Annotated in this window: 16 protein-coding genes and 3 pseudogenes; 10 read left to right on the top strand and 9 right to left on the bottom strand. The window is 40.0% G+C overall.

The genetic code is table 11. The features are described 5' to 3' along the window. Positions 1–4: 4 nt before the first annotated feature. A complete protein-coding gene (locus AC0VZ4_RS23895; protein WP_475441836.1) occupies positions 5–1,318 on the bottom strand; it encodes a M20/M25/M40 family metallo-hydrolase in 1,314 nt (437 codons plus the stop codon). A gap of 391 nt (positions 1,319–1,709) precedes the next feature. Here AC0VZ4_RS23895 and AC0VZ4_RS23890 point away from each other — a divergent pair, with 391 nt between their 5' ends. From AC0VZ4_RS23890 to AC0VZ4_RS23870, 5 genes and pseudogenes are all read left to right on the top strand, one after another. Continuing rightward, positions 1,710–2,255: a hypothetical protein gene (locus tag AC0VZ4_RS23890; protein ID WP_033028433.1), complete on the top strand. Its 546-nt coding sequence runs from the start codon at positions 1,710–1,712 to the stop codon at positions 2,253–2,255. Between the two features lie 47 nt (positions 2,256–2,302). Beyond that, positions 2,303–2,422: pseudogene (locus AC0VZ4_RS23885) on the top strand (transposase); the annotation flags it as partial. A 228-nt stretch (positions 2,423–2,650) separates the two neighbouring features. Next, a complete protein-coding gene (locus AC0VZ4_RS23880) occupies positions 2,651–3,169 on the top strand; it encodes a hypothetical protein (protein ID WP_475441835.1) in 519 nt (172 codons plus the stop codon). Between the two features lie 302 nt (positions 3,170–3,471). Then, positions 3,472–4,047, top strand: a pseudogene (locus tag AC0VZ4_RS23875) (IS30 family transposase); the annotation flags it as partial. Between the two features lie 59 nt (positions 4,048–4,106). Further along, the gene (locus AC0VZ4_RS23870; protein ID WP_239462886.1) at positions 4,107–5,111 is read left to right on the top strand and encodes a transposase; all 1,005 of its coding nucleotides are present in this window, start codon (positions 4,107–4,109) and stop codon (positions 5,109–5,111) included. A gap of 427 nt (positions 5,112–5,538) precedes the next feature. Here AC0VZ4_RS23870 and tnpB read toward each other — a convergent pair whose 3' ends face one another. The 3 genes from tnpB to AC0VZ4_RS23855 all read right to left on the bottom strand — a co-directional run bounded on the left by tnpB (position 5,539) and on the right by AC0VZ4_RS23855 (position 7,852). Further along, a complete protein-coding gene (tnpB, locus tag AC0VZ4_RS23865) occupies positions 5,539–5,886 on the bottom strand; it encodes an IS66 family insertion sequence element accessory protein TnpB (RefSeq protein WP_475441834.1) in 348 nt (115 codons plus the stop codon). Further along, positions 5,886–6,182, bottom strand: coding sequence for an IS66 family insertion sequence element accessory protein TnpA (gene tnpA, locus AC0VZ4_RS23860; RefSeq protein ID WP_475441833.1), 297 nt, complete (start codon positions 6,180–6,182; stop codon positions 5,886–5,888). Before tnpA ends, tnpB begins: the two co-directional genes overlap by 1 nt. Positions 6,183–6,817: 635 nt before the next feature. Further along, on the bottom strand, positions 6,818–7,852 hold the full coding sequence (locus AC0VZ4_RS23855) for an IS110 family RNA-guided transposase (RefSeq protein ID WP_475441774.1): 1,035 nt from the start codon (positions 7,850–7,852) through the stop codon (positions 6,818–6,820). A 331-nt stretch (positions 7,853–8,183) separates the two neighbouring features. On the opposite strand from AC0VZ4_RS23855, the gene AC0VZ4_RS23850 reads away from it, so the two are divergent. From AC0VZ4_RS23850 to AC0VZ4_RS23840, 3 genes are all read left to right on the top strand, one after another. After that, a complete protein-coding gene (locus AC0VZ4_RS23850; RefSeq protein WP_475441832.1) occupies positions 8,184–8,576 on the top strand; it encodes a hypothetical protein in 393 nt (130 codons plus the stop codon). Positions 8,577–9,188: 612 nt separating this feature from the next. Then, positions 9,189–10,388 (top strand): alpha/beta hydrolase-fold protein, encoded by a 1,200-nt coding sequence (locus tag AC0VZ4_RS23845; protein ID WP_475441831.1) that lies wholly within the window; start codon positions 9,189–9,191, stop codon positions 10,386–10,388. A 449-nt stretch (positions 10,389–10,837) separates the two neighbouring features. Continuing rightward, positions 10,838–11,467 (top strand): hypothetical protein, encoded by a 630-nt coding sequence (locus AC0VZ4_RS23840; protein WP_475441830.1) that lies wholly within the window; start codon positions 10,838–10,840, stop codon positions 11,465–11,467. 437 nt (positions 11,468–11,904) lie between these two features. Here AC0VZ4_RS23840 and AC0VZ4_RS23835 read toward each other — a convergent pair. Then, a pseudogene (locus tag AC0VZ4_RS23835) lies at positions 11,905–12,210 on the bottom strand (transposase); the annotation flags it as partial. A 77-nt stretch (positions 12,211–12,287) separates the two neighbouring features. Between AC0VZ4_RS23835 and AC0VZ4_RS23830 the strand changes: the two are divergent. Next, positions 12,288–13,385: an ISAs1-like element ISPsesp1 family transposase gene (locus AC0VZ4_RS23830; protein WP_475441829.1), complete on the top strand. Its 1,098-nt coding sequence runs from the start codon at positions 12,288–12,290 to the stop codon at positions 13,383–13,385. On the opposite strand, the gene AC0VZ4_RS23825 is transcribed toward AC0VZ4_RS23830, so the two are convergent. Then, complete coding sequence (locus AC0VZ4_RS23825; protein ID WP_475441828.1) at positions 13,360–14,151, bottom strand: IS110 family RNA-guided transposase; 792 nt, start codon at positions 14,149–14,151, stop codon at positions 13,360–13,362. The genes AC0VZ4_RS23830 and AC0VZ4_RS23825 overlap by 26 nt on opposite strands. Before the next feature lie 387 nt (positions 14,152–14,538). Here AC0VZ4_RS23825 and AC0VZ4_RS23820 point away from each other — a divergent pair, with 387 nt between their 5' ends. After that, positions 14,539–14,769: an IS3 family transposase gene (locus AC0VZ4_RS23820; RefSeq protein WP_475441827.1), complete on the top strand. Its 231-nt coding sequence runs from the start codon at positions 14,539–14,541 to the stop codon at positions 14,767–14,769. A 102-nt stretch (positions 14,770–14,871) separates the two neighbouring features. Here AC0VZ4_RS23820 and AC0VZ4_RS23815 read toward each other — a convergent pair whose 3' ends face one another. The 3 genes from AC0VZ4_RS23815 to AC0VZ4_RS23805 are packed head-to-tail and all read right to left on the bottom strand — an operon-like array spanning position 14,872 to position 16,338. After that, complete coding sequence (locus tag AC0VZ4_RS23815) at positions 14,872–15,234, bottom strand: Mor transcription activator family protein (protein WP_475441826.1); 363 nt, start codon at positions 15,232–15,234, stop codon at positions 14,872–14,874. Further along, positions 15,227–15,712 carry a gp16 family protein gene (locus AC0VZ4_RS23810; RefSeq protein ID WP_475441825.1) on the bottom strand — a complete coding sequence of 162 codons (486 nt, stop codon included), beginning with the start codon at positions 15,710–15,712 and terminating at the stop codon, positions 15,227–15,229. Before AC0VZ4_RS23810 ends, AC0VZ4_RS23815 begins: the two co-directional genes overlap by 8 nt. 8 nt (positions 15,713–15,720) lie before the next feature. Then, positions 15,721–16,338: a DUF3164 family protein gene (locus AC0VZ4_RS23805; protein ID WP_138555779.1), complete on the bottom strand. Its 618-nt coding sequence runs from the start codon at positions 16,336–16,338 to the stop codon at positions 15,721–15,723. Positions 16,339–16,340: the final 2 nt, after the last annotated feature.

Raw genomic sequence — 16,340 nt, 5'->3', positions numbered from 1 at the left:
GTGTTTATAACTGCCCTAATCTATAAATGAGTAATGCCGTTTTTTTAATGTTTTTATCAAGGCTGGTTAAATCGGCTGTTTCGTTTTTAGTGTGCGCACCGCTGCCCATCAAGCCTAAACCATCAAGTGCCATATCAACATGGTTTGCCGCAAACGAAATATCAGCCGCACCTGCATTACGTGGATTGGCGGCTACTACTTTGTTGAAGCCTAAGTCGTGGCTTGCGTCGCTGTATAATTCTAATAGCTTTTTATTGCCATCAGTTAATGCCATTGGCGGGTAACCGTCTTCAAAAATAAGCTCTGCTTTACTGCCATCTAAGTTTTTAGCCACAATTTGTAGCATAACCCTTTTAGCGCTTTCTACCTGCTTTGGCGAAAGTGCGCGTAAATCACCTGCAACATGCACGGTTTGTGCTATTACATTACTTTTACCAAATGCCGTTGCTGACGAATTAGCACTGTCGTAGTCGGCATTTGTACCGCCCACAATAAGCCCCGGGTTAAACGTTAAATTAGGTTGCGTGGCAAGTTGCTCTCTAAAATCATTTAAAATGCGTGATGCTTCGTAAATAGCGCCATATCCAACGCTTTCGCTAAATATTTGTGACGAATGCGCTGCATTTGCCGTTACGTTTAGCGTCCAGCCGGTATAACCACGGCGCGCCGCCATAGCTGTTTTTATATTGTTATCGCCATTTTCATAGCCAAGCGCTACGTCAGCCCAAATTGCCGCATCAACAATAGCTTGTTTAGATATGCTAAGCGGGCGACCGCTGCTTTCTTCATCGCCAGTCAGCAACACTTTTATGCTTACATTTTCGAGTAAATTAAGGGCTTGTAAGCTTTTAAGTGCGGTAATTATTATCGTGTTACCGCCTTTCATATCGGCAACGCCTGGGCCACTGGCTGTATCGGTATCAAGCTGTTTGTAGGTAGTAAAGTTATCGTTTTTGGCAAATACCGTATCTAGATGGCCGATCATCAGTATTTTTATTGCATCGGGGTTTTTACTCTCAAAGGTAGCCAGTACATGCCCTGCGCGGTTAAACGCACTGCCATCCAGCCATTCTACTTTAAAACCAATGGCTTTGAGCTGCTCGCTTGTCAGCGCACCTACTTTTTTTACACCTTCAATATTAAGCGACCCGCTATTAATATTTACGGCTTGCTCTATTTCTTGCAGTGCGTGGGGAATGTTTTTATCGACCTGTTTTACTATTTCACGCTCGTTTTTATCAAGCGCCGCATGGCTTGTAAGCGGTAAGGTACTAGCAAGTGTGAGAATAAGTGCATGGCTAAATTTAAAAAATGACATAACAGCATAATAAGTGAGAAATAAGAATATTTAATATGAAGTAAAAATACAGAGGATTCAATAGGAGTAGGTTGTGATTTTTAACTAATTTTATAAGTAATAACGAGCTATAAGTTTAAGGGTGAACGCGTTATTAGTTTAAACACAGGTATTTAAAATATAATTTGTTAATTAATAATCAACGGGTATAACTAATCAGCTATACGTCTGATATTACTGACCTCCACCATTTTGGGGTTTTGCTGCATTTAGGAAAGGTAAGGCGAAGCTAACTAACTGTTTACAGTTGTTTATTTTATAGCTAGGATAAAATCATTGTAATATAAAGACATTTGTCGGTTTGTAAAACGACGAATGTCGTAGACTAAATTTTCAGCTTACTAAGGGAAATATGGAACATTTCGTAGAACTAGTTAAAGCATTAGCATGGCCTGTTGCAGTTATTTGGATTGCATACATATTTCGTGCTGAAGTACGCCAGTTATTGGGGCGGGTATCATCTTTTAAATATAAAGATGTTGAAGCAAGCTTTGAAAAGAGTCTAAGTAAAGCTGAGAATAGTGCTAAAAATATTGCCAAGCCTAAAGTAAATGAATCTGAAACTGACTTAAGTCAAAAAGAACAATTACTTCGTATTGCTGATGTTTCTCCAAGAGCAGCTGTCGTCGAAGCATGGACATTAATTGAAACGGCAGCAATGAAAAGCGGACTCTCGACTGGTACAGCAATTAAACGAACTAATCCTAAAATGATTTTGGATCACCTGTCAGCATCTGGTAAGTTTTCACCTGATAGTTTGGAATTAATTAATCAATTACGACAAATCAGAAACAAAGCAAGTCACTTACCTGATTTTGCCGTCAAACAATCAGAAGCAGAGCGTTATTTAGACTTGGCAGTTAAGAGTGCAGCTGTTATTGGTGCAACCGTAATTTAGCAACCATTAAAAAATTAAAGTGACTGTCCTGCTAAATCACTGCGGTGAATATAGGGATAAATAAATTGACCTTACGGGGTCAACGGAGGCAAGCGAAAGTGAACGCCCAATGGCAACTGTATTGCCTTGTTCATAATATAGAAAAGCTGCAAAACACGATGCATTAATGAGGGTAAGCCCTTTTAACCTAAAATAAAGCTACTCAACTACCCATAATCCCTTCCAAAATGCCAATTAAAACAATATCAAACACTTCTATATTCTGCGTAAAAATACAGTAATCAATTGAACCAAAATAGGAACTCAGCTATGGTTTGTTTATCAATAAAAATAAATAAAAAAACGAGTTAATCTACAGGCTCGTTAAGCGGTAAGTCGAACTCAGGAGTAGGATAATGGTGGGACGTTTCAATTTAGATGGATTTACAAACCCGTTACAACGAATGCAAATGCCGGAATACACTCCTCCAAGTATCCCAGTACCTGATAATCGCTCAAGAACTGAAAGAAGAGAGGATTTTGAAAAAGATCTATCTGCCTTAGATAAAAAGGCATTAATTGAGCTTAAAGAGCAAATCATCGACTTAAGTGAGCATGGCTCAGGTTCATCTGATTTATGGGCACATAAAGAAGACATTGAAAATTCACTCATTAAATTAATTCGATACATTGATAAATTTGAAGATTTAAACTCTGATGAATCTCGAAAGGTAGCTTTAAAAGAACAAGAATTAAAGTTAGAAGCTAAACATGATTGGGCAGAAAAGTTTAGGTTATTCTTTTTTCGGGTTTTAGCTACAGGCTTGTTTATCGCATCATTATTTATTATAGGTTATGTAGAACATAATTATGACTGGGCAAGACTTCCACTTAGTAAATATATAAAAACAGTACCAATAGAACCGGGGAAGTAATCGCTTAATCGGGTAGCCGGAGGTCTCTAACCTTCAGCCCCACACCACCCATCATGCGGGTCCGCAATGGGCGGTTCATCTCCCGTAATGAATACCGATCCAAATATCTCTCAATGACACTAAACCTTGTGACGCTAAATAGTCATTGCCTAGCGAGAAAGAAGCAAAGAAAGGACAAAAGAAGCAAACCCGAATTCATTTTGCAAGTGCACCACTGACCATAACCCACCAATAAATATGACATTCTGAAGTATTTGCTAATGTAGTAAGTGCGACCAAACTCATTATCGAGGGAATTCAGAATGTCTTATGAACATCTTAACAGTTTCGAACGAAAAGCTATCTACTATCGATTCAACAGTGGCGAAAGCTGCCGATCCATTGGTAAACTATTAAATCGACACCATACAACTATCATGCGTGAAGTTAAGCGAAATAAGCCACCCTACTATGATTATTTCGATGAGGCAGCGCACGAAAAAGCGATGGCAAGAAGGAAGGTCTCTAGGCATGCAAGAAAAAGAAACAATAAGGCACTGTACGAGCTTGTGCTGAGTAAGATAGCAATGGGATGGTCTCCAGATGCTATAGCAGGTCGGCTTAAGAAGGATAACCCGTCAGATGAATTAATGCATGTCAGTCATGAAACAATCTATCAATGGGTGATTAAGGATTTTAAAGCAGGTGGAGAGCTATACAAAGACTTAGCTAAGAGGCATAAAAAAAGACGTAAACAACGTAAATATGGCGATTTACGTGGGCAAATTAAGAATAGAGTAAGTATTAGCGAACGACCAAAAATAGTCGAAGACAGAAGCCGAATAGGTGACTGGGAAGGTGATTTAATAAGCAAAGAAAGGACAGGCACAAGTTTTTTTGCAAAAATCATAGTATCAACTACTGTTATTACATACAGTTCAACTAAGGTTGATATTTTATGACTCGCGCAAGAAAAAAGCTGATTGATTTAGCGTCCACATCTTATTATCACTTAATCTCACGATGCGTGAGACGCGCATTCTTGTGTGGTGATGATAAATACACAGGTAAAAACTTTGATCACCGTAGGGCGTGGTTAGTAGAGCGAATTAAGTTATTAAGTAGCGTGTTCGCCATAGAAATTGCTGCTTACGCGATAATGAGCAATCACTACCACCTTGTTGTGAACGTCAATAGACGTCAAGCACTAGATTGGTCTGAAGATGAAGTAATTGAACGCTGGTATCAACTTTATAACGGCCATGTTTTAGTCGACCGCCATTTAAATGGTGAGCAGTTAGATAAGCCGAGCTTGCTCTTTTTCAATGAGATCATCGCTAAATGGCGCGCAAGGCTTTATGACATCAGCTGGTATATGAAAAATCTTAATGAGTACATTGCCCGCGAGGCCAATAAGGAAGATAACTGCACGGGCAAGTACTGGGAAGGGCGCTATAAGTCACAGGCATTATTAGATCAAACAGCAGTACTCAGTTGCATGGCCTACGTTGATTTGAATCCTATCAGAGCAAATGTAGCCGATACGCTTGAAGACAGTGATTTTACCTCAATTCAAGAGCGTATAGCGCATTTCAAAGCCTTTACCACAGACACGGTCAAAGCAAATAAACCCCTCAAACAAAAAGATATTGTTCAACATGAAAGTCAACCAACACAGCTAAAGCTATTTGGTAGTAATCATATTAAAGGCACGATCCCCTTTGCCTTACTGGATTACATTGAATTAGTTGACTGGAGTGGCCGCCAGATAGATCCAAAGAAAAAAGGGCATATCAACAAAAGCATACCAAAAGTGCTCCTAACGTTGAATATAGAAGAAGCGCAATGGCTTGAATCAATTCAATGTTTCAGGCAGCAGTACTCAAATTTTGTAGGCAGCAAACAACGGTTAAAGCAGCAAGCTGCCAGCAACGATGTAAAATGGTACAAAGGCGCAGGTTGAACAGTTGTATCTTCATTGGTTTGTTTAAAAAACACGTTATTAAACAAAATGTCAACCTCGATTTGCCTTTTATACCTAATATTCCTGCCAAGCAACTGAATTCTAAGTGCTGTAACTAACACTAACAGTGCGCAAAAAAATAATGATACGGTTACCCACGATGGGAGAAGCGCAAAATTTTCTGACAAAAATATGTGTCTGTCCTTTTTTACCGATTCGTGAATTTGCGCATCTTTTTCAGCTAACTTTTCATCCATAAGCTGTTGCAACTCAAGCACCATGCGCTTGAGTTGTTCTGGGTCGTCAGGAAGTGAGTGTACATCAATTTTCATGTTCGCAATTTAACAGAATTTGACGCTGTTTTCTTGCTTGACGCAAAGATAAAACAGACTGTGTGGCAACGAGCATTTACTGTCAATATGATCGATTAGATCATCGATTGATACTGCAATTCTTCATGACCAAGCACATCATATCCCGACAACAACCAATCCAGTTGTTCAGGACTGAGTTCAAATTCCTGCACGCTGATTTTGTTTGGCCATTTAAACTTTTGTTTTTCTAAGCGCTTATACCATAAAGCAAACCCCGTTTTATCCCAGTAAACGAGCTTGAGTTTATCTTTCGCTTTATTGCAGAATAAGAATAATGCGCCAGTATAAGCATCACGCTCAAGTTCGCCTTCAACGATTGCGATTAGACCATCAATGGATTTTCGAAAATCCACGGCCTCGCGGTGTAAATAAATACTTTTTGGTTCGACAAACATTTTCATCAGGCAAGCTCGCGTAACAGTTGACTCAGATAAGAGGCTGGCATTGTGGGTGGCAAGCTGACGTTTACTTTGCCGATAGTGAGGGTGATTGACTGTTGCTGTTCGATAACGTCAACGTGTTTAGTCACTTTAGCGCGAACAAAGCTGCCTGATGAGGCATTAAGCTTACTTCGTGCGGCATAAAAAGTTGTTTTTGATAAAGCATTTTGCTGGCAATAGTCAGTGATAGTTAAATTACTGACTTGTTGTTCTTCGATAATACAGCGCCACTGTTCAAGGCTGCGTGTTTTTCTCATGACTATCTCCTCATTGAAATTCGGAAATAGCTTAATCATTTTGACGAGTTACTGGCAGGTGCACTTTGCTAGACGCTTACGTTTAAGTTGCGGAACGAGGCATTCAATAAGCAATAAATTTGGCGTGATCACCGCCATATCTTCGGTGAGTATTTCAACCAATTAAAATGACACCTATCCTAATTTTTGCACTTTTCGGACAAATTGAGATGACATATATGGACGCTCCCTTGAAGTCAAGACGAGCTAATGTATAAACATCAAAATTGATGCCTTTATTCTATTATCACGTATCTCATATCACAGTAATGATGCGTCACAAGCTTGCTGAAAAGCAAAGGTACTGACATATATTCGAGCTATGGTGTCATGGTTATCATGCGCCATGCTCCTAATGAGCTTCGTACCAAGGGACCTAAAAAATATTCACCCAAGCGAGATTAAATCTCGTGTCTTTATCTGGTTAACCTTGGTTAGCGTGCGCTTTTTATTTCATTATAAGTGAAGTACATACAGGATAAGTGTATGTTACGACTTAAGTGCCCAAACACCCACTCAGGTTTTAAAACCTATGTCATAACCAGGCTGTCTTAAGTCGTAAACTCGGGTGTGATTGGCGTGTAAAATACGCATAATTAAGCATCCTTCTGTGTATTTTGCACAAACTGAGGTGAGTAGAGAGTTTGCTTGGTCAGCAATATCCACATCAGTCGAGCCAATCTGTGTGCGGTGGCGACCACCACACAATTAAAGTGTTTTTTCTCGCGTAATTGATTTATCCACTGGCTTAGCGCATCTGTTTTATGGTGGCTTCTGGCGATAAGGGCGCGAGCACCGTGAATAAGTTGTTTTCGTAGGTAACTGTTGCCGCGCTTAGTAATACCAGACATTTTACTTTTATCGCCTGACGCATATTGTTTAGGTGTTAATCCTAGCCACACCCCGAGTTCTTTTGCGCTCTTAAATGCCTGACCGTTCCCGATTGATGCTGCATAAGCAGAGGCATTGAGTACACCCACGCCAGGAATGGAGTGAAGTATTTTAGCGTTTGTATCCCGTTCAACGTGTGCAGTAAGCATCGCTTCAATAGCTTTAATGCGTTTAACAAGGGTTTTGTACTCAGTGTAAATATCACTCACCATAATGCGCAGCTGAGGGCGAAGCTCAGAATCACTTTCTAACGCAATTATCCCTTGCTGAAACGCCTTAATACCGACAGGAAATACATACCCAAAATCGACCAATAAACCGCGTAATTGGTTGGTTGCAGCAATCCTGTTTTGCAGAAGTCGCTCACGTATCTTATGGATCATGAGTATTTCTTGCTGAGCTTCGGTTTTAATAGGAACGAATTTAATATTAGGGCGTAAGCTTGCTTCATAGATAGCAAGGGCATCGTTACTATCATTTTTATTGCCGCGAACAAAGGGGGTAACGTGTTGTGCAGGAATAAGGTCAACGGTATGACCGTAAGACGTAAATACTCTCCCCCAGTAGTGGGAAGAATAACAGGCTTCCATCACCACGCGACACGGTGGGGCATTTGCCATGAAGGCGTTGAGTTTAGGTCTGTTTAAGCGTTTATTGCATTCTCTTTTGTGATGATGATTAAAGCCAGCGACTTGGAATACATTTTTTGCCAAATCAATTGATAATGTGCTAATTTTCATGATGGACGTTCCCTTTAACTGAGTGTGAGTTAACCAGTTTGGCGCATTGACGCCGTTTAGGGGAGCGTCCATCTCATCATCCATCCTAAATTCTCTATCTTGAGCATCCTGATCAAAAAATATTAAACGATAGAGGATCATTGGGATCGTGGATGGCACGGACGGCTGCGAAAGTTAGTAGTGCTTAATTTCAATACTAATCCACTTTGCAAAACGTATTAAATTTTCGATTCACATGTTTAGTTAAAAGTTGTTTGTTTGCGGTCTGAATTGCAGACTCGAATATCAAGTTAGGGTAATATATTAGCTCGATTTATAAGTAGGTAGTGTTATGGATAAGCTTAAAAGCGTCAACTTGTTACTGGGCCAAGCTATCGAAACGGTAGTTGATACTTCAAAACTAATTGAAGATTCTAGTTCATTGGATACGCGGAAAAATATGGTTGATATTGGCACAGCAATTCACTCTTTGTGGGAAATAAGAACTCGTATCTATGAGATAGACCCTTCGTTAACTCCGGATGTAGTAAACGACTTCAAATCCAACGAATTAGACTTTAACCGACTGGATGAATTAGCTTCCAAAGCTGAGGGGTTTGAAGGGAATGGTGATTTGGATAGTGCTCGAAATTATTATATGAAATTACTAAAAGAATCATCGCTAAACCATTTCAGATTGTTAGCTGAAGCAGGTTTGTATAGGACCACTGCGACCAATAAATAGTGAAATTGTTTACATCGGTTAATCAGCCACTTAGAACTTTTCGTTACAACTGATTTGCTATAGATTCTATATGAATATTTTGGTCTGTGTACCGAATGATTGAAGCTACAAGTCGGTTATCAAAGTGGTGAGTATCGAAACCTCGACTGACAAACCATGAACGAAGCGCTTGTTTCCGAGACTAATACCTCATATGACGTTTACCTTGCGGGCCACCATACGGAGGATGATAGTTGTAAAAGACTCCTATTCAGTGGAATTGGCCTCTAAGCTGTATTAGTGTGATTACCAAGGGATTCTGTCGGTCTAATTACCGAGCGACTTTGCCGTAGTGACCTTAGCAAGTAATACCTATTTGGGCAATCTGATCGAAACAAAAAAAACGAAACACAGATCAATAATTGTCTTATTCGAAGGTATCTACCACTGCTAAAGCACTCGTTCGTATGATTTAGGAATTTGTATCAAGAGCGCAACAAGCGTCCGTGTCAGAATTCGGAGCTGCTAATTTTTTTCAACACCTTGATTGTTTCCATGTGACTAGACTCCATCTAAGCAATCCCTTATTCTTGAGTTTCTTTTACTAAACAAGCATTTAAATAAGGACATTGAATGACCAAGTATTTCTGCACGATTTTTTTTATTGTCACGGCTTCCTTTAGTGCGTATGCGGATTCATTTAAAGAAAATGCTGTTGAGCGGCATTTACCTTTTCAAAAAATACCAATTTCATCTTCTGTGTTAAATGAAACCGTTGATATCTATGTTCAATTGCCTTTCAAGTATGAAAGTGAATTCAATCAAAACTATCGTTATCCTGTTCTTTACACTTTAGATGCACCTGTAGGGTTGCCTCTTGTATCAGGCGTTCTTGCCCCGCTGAATGGCTACAATAGTGCCCCTCAAATGATCATCGTTGGGATCTCTACTTCCAACAGAGGCAGAGATTTTACACCAACATCCGATCCAAATTACGAAGAGCATAGCGGCGGGGCAGATAAGTATTTAACGTTTATTGAACAAGACGTTATCCCATACATCGAGAAACACTATCGGACAGAAAAATTTAGAATACTCTCTGGGCATTCATACGGCGGGCTGCTTGTGTCACATAGTTTTCATAAAAGGCCAAACTTGTTCCAAGCGCACTTTGCCAATAGTCCCTCTGTGTTCTGGGAGAGCGGAAAAATCGTTAGCGATCTCATTAAGTTCGTAAAAACGAATCCCATGCACAAAAATTTTCTATACATGAATATAGGGAATGAAGGTAACCCAGAATCAGATTCCCCAGAAGGTGTTCAGATGCTCTCAGGGATTCAAAAGATAGAGAGAGAACTTGCGAATTTAAATACACCGAACCTGCGTTACAAATTTGAATACTTTCGAGAAGAGCCTCATCAGAATACACCGATTTACGGGACAATTGGGGCACTCAGAGGTTTGTACCCTCAGTGGTCTATTCCATATGAAACATCAGTTGAAGGCTACGAAAGTGTCCTAGCGCACTTCAAAAAGCTATCAACCCTATATGGGTATCAAATTGAACCAAAATCCTGGCAAATGTATGATGAAGGCATAGGACAACTCACCTACTTAGAAAATCCTGCTGAAGCAATTAAGTATTTTAGCTACAACATCAGTCAGGAGCCATCTGCATATAGCTCTAGGCTTCATATCGTTGACGCCTTTGTAAAACTTGGTAAAAAACAAGAAGCGTTAAAACATTTAAACATTTTGTTGCGCAGAGATGATTTAAGTGATGAGGAACGTCAACAATTGACCGAGAAAAAGTCGAATGTAAATTTGATGTAAGTTTAACCAAAATAGCGTTGATAACCAAAATAGCGTTGACACCCATCCTAACTGTTACGGAAATTGTCAATTAGATCATGATGGCAAGTGGGTTTTATAAATAATGAATCACGTAAAAACTGAGCGACATTAGCAAGATGAAAGTAAAAAGAGAAAGTCAGTAGGTCGATGGCAATTGTACTGCTTTGTTTATTATATAGAAGGGCTGTGTACACGATGCATTGAGAAGGGAAAGCCCTTTTAACCTAAATAAAAGCCACTTAAACACCCGTAATCCCTTCTAAAATGCTAATTAAAACGATATCAAAAATTTCTTTATATGCTGCGTAAAAGTACAGTAATTGATTGAACCGAAATAGGAACTCAGCTATGGTTTGTTTATCAATAAAAACAAATAAAAAACGAGTTATTCTACAGTCTCGTTATGTTTACAATCGAGTAGAGTGTGTATGAATAAATTTTTTAGCTTAATTTTACTGTCTCTAGTTTTAACTGGCTGTGCTTCAACTAAGACGATTAAGAATGATTATGCGCTTAACCAAAAATCTGGTAATGGTGTATTAATTTCTTCGGTTAGTTATAAAGGAAGTTATTCTGGCTATTCTGTTTATTACCATGGAATTGACAATCAGATTCGCGGTGAAATTCAATTTGGTGAAGGAGTAGCTTTAATCCCAATACCTCCTAAGGGAGACTTCTCTCATTTAAACCGTAAAGGAGAGGTTTTTGCTATTGAATTACCTGAAGGTAATTATAAAGTATGGCGCTGGGGAGTTCACAGTGGTTATGCACATATAAATCCAGCCAGCCCTATCTCAATCGAGTTTAAAATAGAGTCAGGTAAAGCAACATATTTAGGTAACTTTGACTTCATTCAAACGGATAGTATGGGGCTCACGGTTACAGGGGTACAGGTCAACTACAGTGATCAGTCGCAAATAGACCTTGATATAGTTTCTAAAAAGCATCCAAATATTAAAGCTTCAAGCATAGTTAAAGGAGTTGAGGACAATGCAAAATATCAAGGAATTGGAGGTAGTGACCAAACTAACTGGGATATTCCAGTGGTGATCATGTAAATGGCAATTAGGATGACATATATGGACGCTCCCTTGAAGTCAAGACGAGTTGGTTTATAAACATCTAAGTTGGTGCTTTTATTCATTATCATGTATTCCATTTCGCAGTAATGATGCGTCACAAGCTTGCTAAAAAGCAAAGGTACTGACATATATTCGAGCTATGGCGTCATGGTTATCATGCGCCATGCTCCTAATGAGCTTCGTACCAAGGGACCTAAAAAATATTCACCCAAGCGAGATTAAATCTCGTGTCTTTATCTGGTTAACCTTGGTTAGCGTGCGCTTTTTGTTTCATTATAAGTGAAGTACATACAGGATAAGCGTATGTTACGACTTAAGTGCCCAAACACCCACTCAGGTTTTAAAACCTATGTCTTCGACGGGCTGTCTTAAGTCGTAAACTCGGGTGTGATTGACGTGTAAAATAGGCATAATTAAGCATCCTTGCGTGTATTTTGCACAGGCTGAGGAGAGTAGAGAGTTTGCTTGGTCAGCAATACCCACATCAGCCGCGCCAATCTGTGTGCGGTGGCGACCACGACACAATTAACATGTTTTTTCTCGCGTAATTGATGTATCCACTGGCTTAGCGCATCTGTTTTATGGTGGCTTCTGGCGATAATGGCGCGCGCACCGTGAATAAGTTGTTTTCGTAGGTAACTGTTACCGCGCTTAGTGATACCAGACATTTTACTTTTATCGCCTGACGCGTATTGTTTAGGTGTTAAGCCTAGCCACACCCCAGGGCGGGATCACACTTTGTAAATAAACAAATTTTATGATCTAATACCATAAATTTCATCACCTTAAACTTATTATGTCACTCTTCTCACATTTAGAACTCGTCAAAGATAATCGTTCACATATAAATCAGCACCATAACTTAGTTGATGTGCTTTTTCTAATTATTACTGCCGTTACATCAGGGTGTGAAAACTGGCAAGACATTGAAGTCTATGGCGAAAGTAAGCTTAATTGGTTAAGAGGATTTCGTTCTTTCAAAAATGGCATACCCACTCGACATAGTATTGCTCGGATTTTTAGAACCGTTGATACTGACTCATTACTACTCGCGATGTATAGCTGGGTCAATCAAAACCGCGTTAAGTCAGCGCATCCTGTCATTGCCTTCGATGGCAAAACTATTCGCGGAGCAAGTAAACACATTGCTGATAAATTACATCTCGTCTCAGCATTTGATTGTGAAGCAGGTCTCACATTATTCCACCAAACAGTTGGCAGTAAGACGAATGAAATACCGGCAGTTCGGGATTTATTGAAAATACTCGATATCAATAACACCGTCATTACACTTGATGCTTTGCACTGCCAAAAAGAAACGCTAAAACAGCTAATTAGCAGACATGCAGATTATCTAGTGCAAGCAAAGGGTAATCAAAAGAAACTTTATAGCGCGATTCAAGATGCATTTACACACCAGTATGAATCTGAAAACTCAGAGATATTTAGTCATGTAACACAAGATGAAGGGCATGGGCGAAAAGAAGTACGCACGATAGATTGTCTTGATGCGCGTTTATTACCGAGTGAAATTAAAGAGAGCTGGCCATCAGTTAGAACAATCGTTGCGGTGCAGCGAGAGCGAACGAAGGGTAATAGAACGAGTATTGACACACATTACTACCTAACATCGTTGACAGACAATATATTGATAAATAAAGCAATAAGACAACATTGGCTGATAGAAAATCAGCAACACTGGATACTGGATGTCGTATTTAAAGAAGATGCCTGTCAAATACATGAGCCATTAAGTGCGCAACATATGGCACTATTTAGACGCGTCGTTAGGAACATGATAAAGCAGCATACGAAAAGCAAGGGGTCAATAAGAAGTAAGTGTGTAAGAGCTTGTTATGATGATGCTTTTAGAGAAGAACTTCTTTTTGGTTAACATTTTTAACAAAATATGCTCGCGCCCTAAGCCACACCCCGAGTTCTTTTGCGTTCTTAAATGCCTGACCGTTCCCAATAGATGCCGCATAGGCTGAGGCATTGAGTACACCCACGCCAGGCATGGAGTGAAGTATTTTAGCGTTTGTATCCCGTTTAACGTGTGCAGCAAGCATCGCTTCAATGGCTTTAATGCGTTTAACAAGGGTTTTGTACTCAGTGTAAATATCACTCACCATTGTACGTAATAGTGGGCGAAGCTCAGAATCACTTTCTAACGCAATTATCCCTTGCTCAAACGCCTTAATACCGACAGGAAATACATACCCGAAATCGACCAATAAACCGCGTAATTGGTTGGTTGCAGCAATGCGATTTTGTAGCAATCGCTCGCGTATTTTATGAAGCGTGAGTATTTCTTGCTGGGCTTCGGTTTTTATGGGAACGAATTTAATATTAGGGCGTAAGCTGGCTTCATAGATAGCAAGGGCATCGTTACTGTCATTTTTATTACCGCGAACAAAGGGTGTAACGTGTTGTACAGGGATAAGGTCAACGGTATGACCGTAAGACGTAAATACTCTTCCCCAATAGTGAGAAGAATAACAGGCTTCCATCACGACGCGGCACGGTGGTGTATTTGCCATGAAGGCGTTGAGTTTAGGTCTGTTTAAGCGTTTATTGCACTCCCTTTTATGGTTAGAATTAAAGCCAGCGACTTGGAATACATTTTTTGCCAAATCAATTGATAATGTGCTAATTTTCATGGTGGAGGTTCCCTTTAACTGAGTGTGAGTTATAACCAGTTTGGCGCATTGACGCCGTTTTGGGGAGCGTCCATCTCATCATCCATGAATCGCAAATCTACGATTGGCGCAATAAGTTACAGCAAAATAAAAGCGCGAGCCAACGTGAGGCAGAGCTCGCCGCTGAAGTAGCCAAACTAAAACGTCAATTAGCTGAGCAATCGGAGGACTTAGCCATATTAAAAAAGGCGGCCACCTACTTCGCGAAGAATCAAAAATAAAGCGGTTCAAATTCATGCGAGCGCACCAAGCAGAATTTAAGGTGTCACGCATGGCTTTGGTGCTTAGAGTGTCGCGAAGTGGGTTTATCATTGGCTTAAATCCGGTGAGCAGGTGAGTCAACGAGCATTGCAACAACAGCTACGAGATGAGCAAATACAACAGATTTTTGTTGATTCAAAGCAGCGTTATGGTGCTACTCGCATCCAAGTTGAATTGGAAGATAGCCAGCAAACTGTATGTATCAAAACTATCAGCGATAGCATGAGACGCCAAGGCTTAGCGGCCAAAGCGACTCGTAAGTTGATCCAACCTACAATAACTAAACAGTGTTTGCGCGATAAGTGTGGGAATATTTGAAATTATACGGGAATAACCGAGACAGTATATTAAAAGGTGTTTCAAATAGTGAAAGTGATAAAAGCGGCCTAAAAATTTGCGCCGCTTTTTTGTTGAAGAAAATTAGGTTTCGTTTTGATCGTCAAACAAGTCGCCTTGAACTTCAGCGCGTTTGAGTTTTACCATTGTTCGCACAACTTCATATATCCATTGAATTGAGCAATCATACTTTTTAGATAACTCATGATGATTGTTACCTCTAAAGTCATTCCAAATTTGGTTGCTTAAAATAATAGAATCAAGCGTTCGGCCTTTACATACATATACCAGCTCACCACCAAAAGTGTGCCTAATATTATCCACCACATTAACAGCTAAATCAAAAGCCGCTTGCTCCCCAATTGAGGGTTTTGTGCCTTCAGATACTAACTCTAATATAGTTAAAAGCATGCCGTCTGCTCGTTGAGTTGCGCTGTTCTCAGCCATTAGCTAACTCCTTTTGTTTAACCAAGCGCTGATACCATTTTTTAAGCTGCTCTATTAATAGTATAAGCACACTATCATCAAGCCACTCTAAACGTTCAACAGCTACGCCACGGTTAAAGCGCTTAGCTTGGTTTTTGCTCCAGGTTAAAAGTGCCTGCTCTGAGCCATCACGTAAATAACCACCATGCGCCATTTCAATCCACGTCTGACGCAGTTTATCTAACGGTGTTTTTTCGCCTGGTGCTCTATCGCGCGAGATAGGGCTATTACGGCCCTTACCTCGCTTTTTAGATACAGGCTTAAAACCTTTAGATTTCATGTGTTCAAGTACGCGATCTAATTCTGGAACAGTCATTTCTTTACAGCTGCTTTTGCTCGTCAGCGTCATTAAGATTGAGCGGTATAACTCGTCATCCCAAGTCAGCTGAGTTTTAGCAATATGTATCAATTGAATGTAACGAGATTTAGATAATCGCATTGCGCCCCCTAAAGTGACTTACTAACTAAAGGAATTTGCACCCATGCGCCCAAATCATTGCGCTCATAAAAACGTACATAGGTTTTTGTTGAGCTAAAAATAATGGCATCATCCAATGCTTTCATTGCATCAGCCCATTCATCTGAATCATGGCTAAAACGGTGCTTACTGCGCAAGTTCATGATCTTAGCTTTGCTATATTTACCATCGCTATCAGTCGCAAAGGTATCTTGAACTATCGCCTTTAAAAGCTTTGCTTCATCGCCCAGCAAATCAAGCTGCTCATTCACCACACCATCAATCAACTCTTTAGCTACAATGATCTCAGGCCCAAAGCTCATATCATCAGCAACGCCAAGCTTTACACACTTACGATTATCATAAGACGATAAAGTCACGTTGCCTTTCTTACCGCCTATTTCAACGTTATAACTCTTAGCCATTTCGGCAACAAAGTCATTAACGCGTGTAAAACAACGGCGCTTAAAATCATCATGCGCCGCGCTTAACTGCTTAGCCTCCTGCAACAAATCACCCACAAGCGTATGCTGAGCTTTATCGTTATCTGAAACCTTATCCATTGGCACTTTAAAGCCACGCGCATTTACTAAAAATTCTTGTTCCATAA

Source organism: Pseudoalteromonas sp. QJM3NY_22, assembly GCF_056173065.1.
The sequence above is the reverse complement of the archived record's forward strand: the minus strand, read 5'-3'. Positions and strand labels throughout refer to the sequence as shown.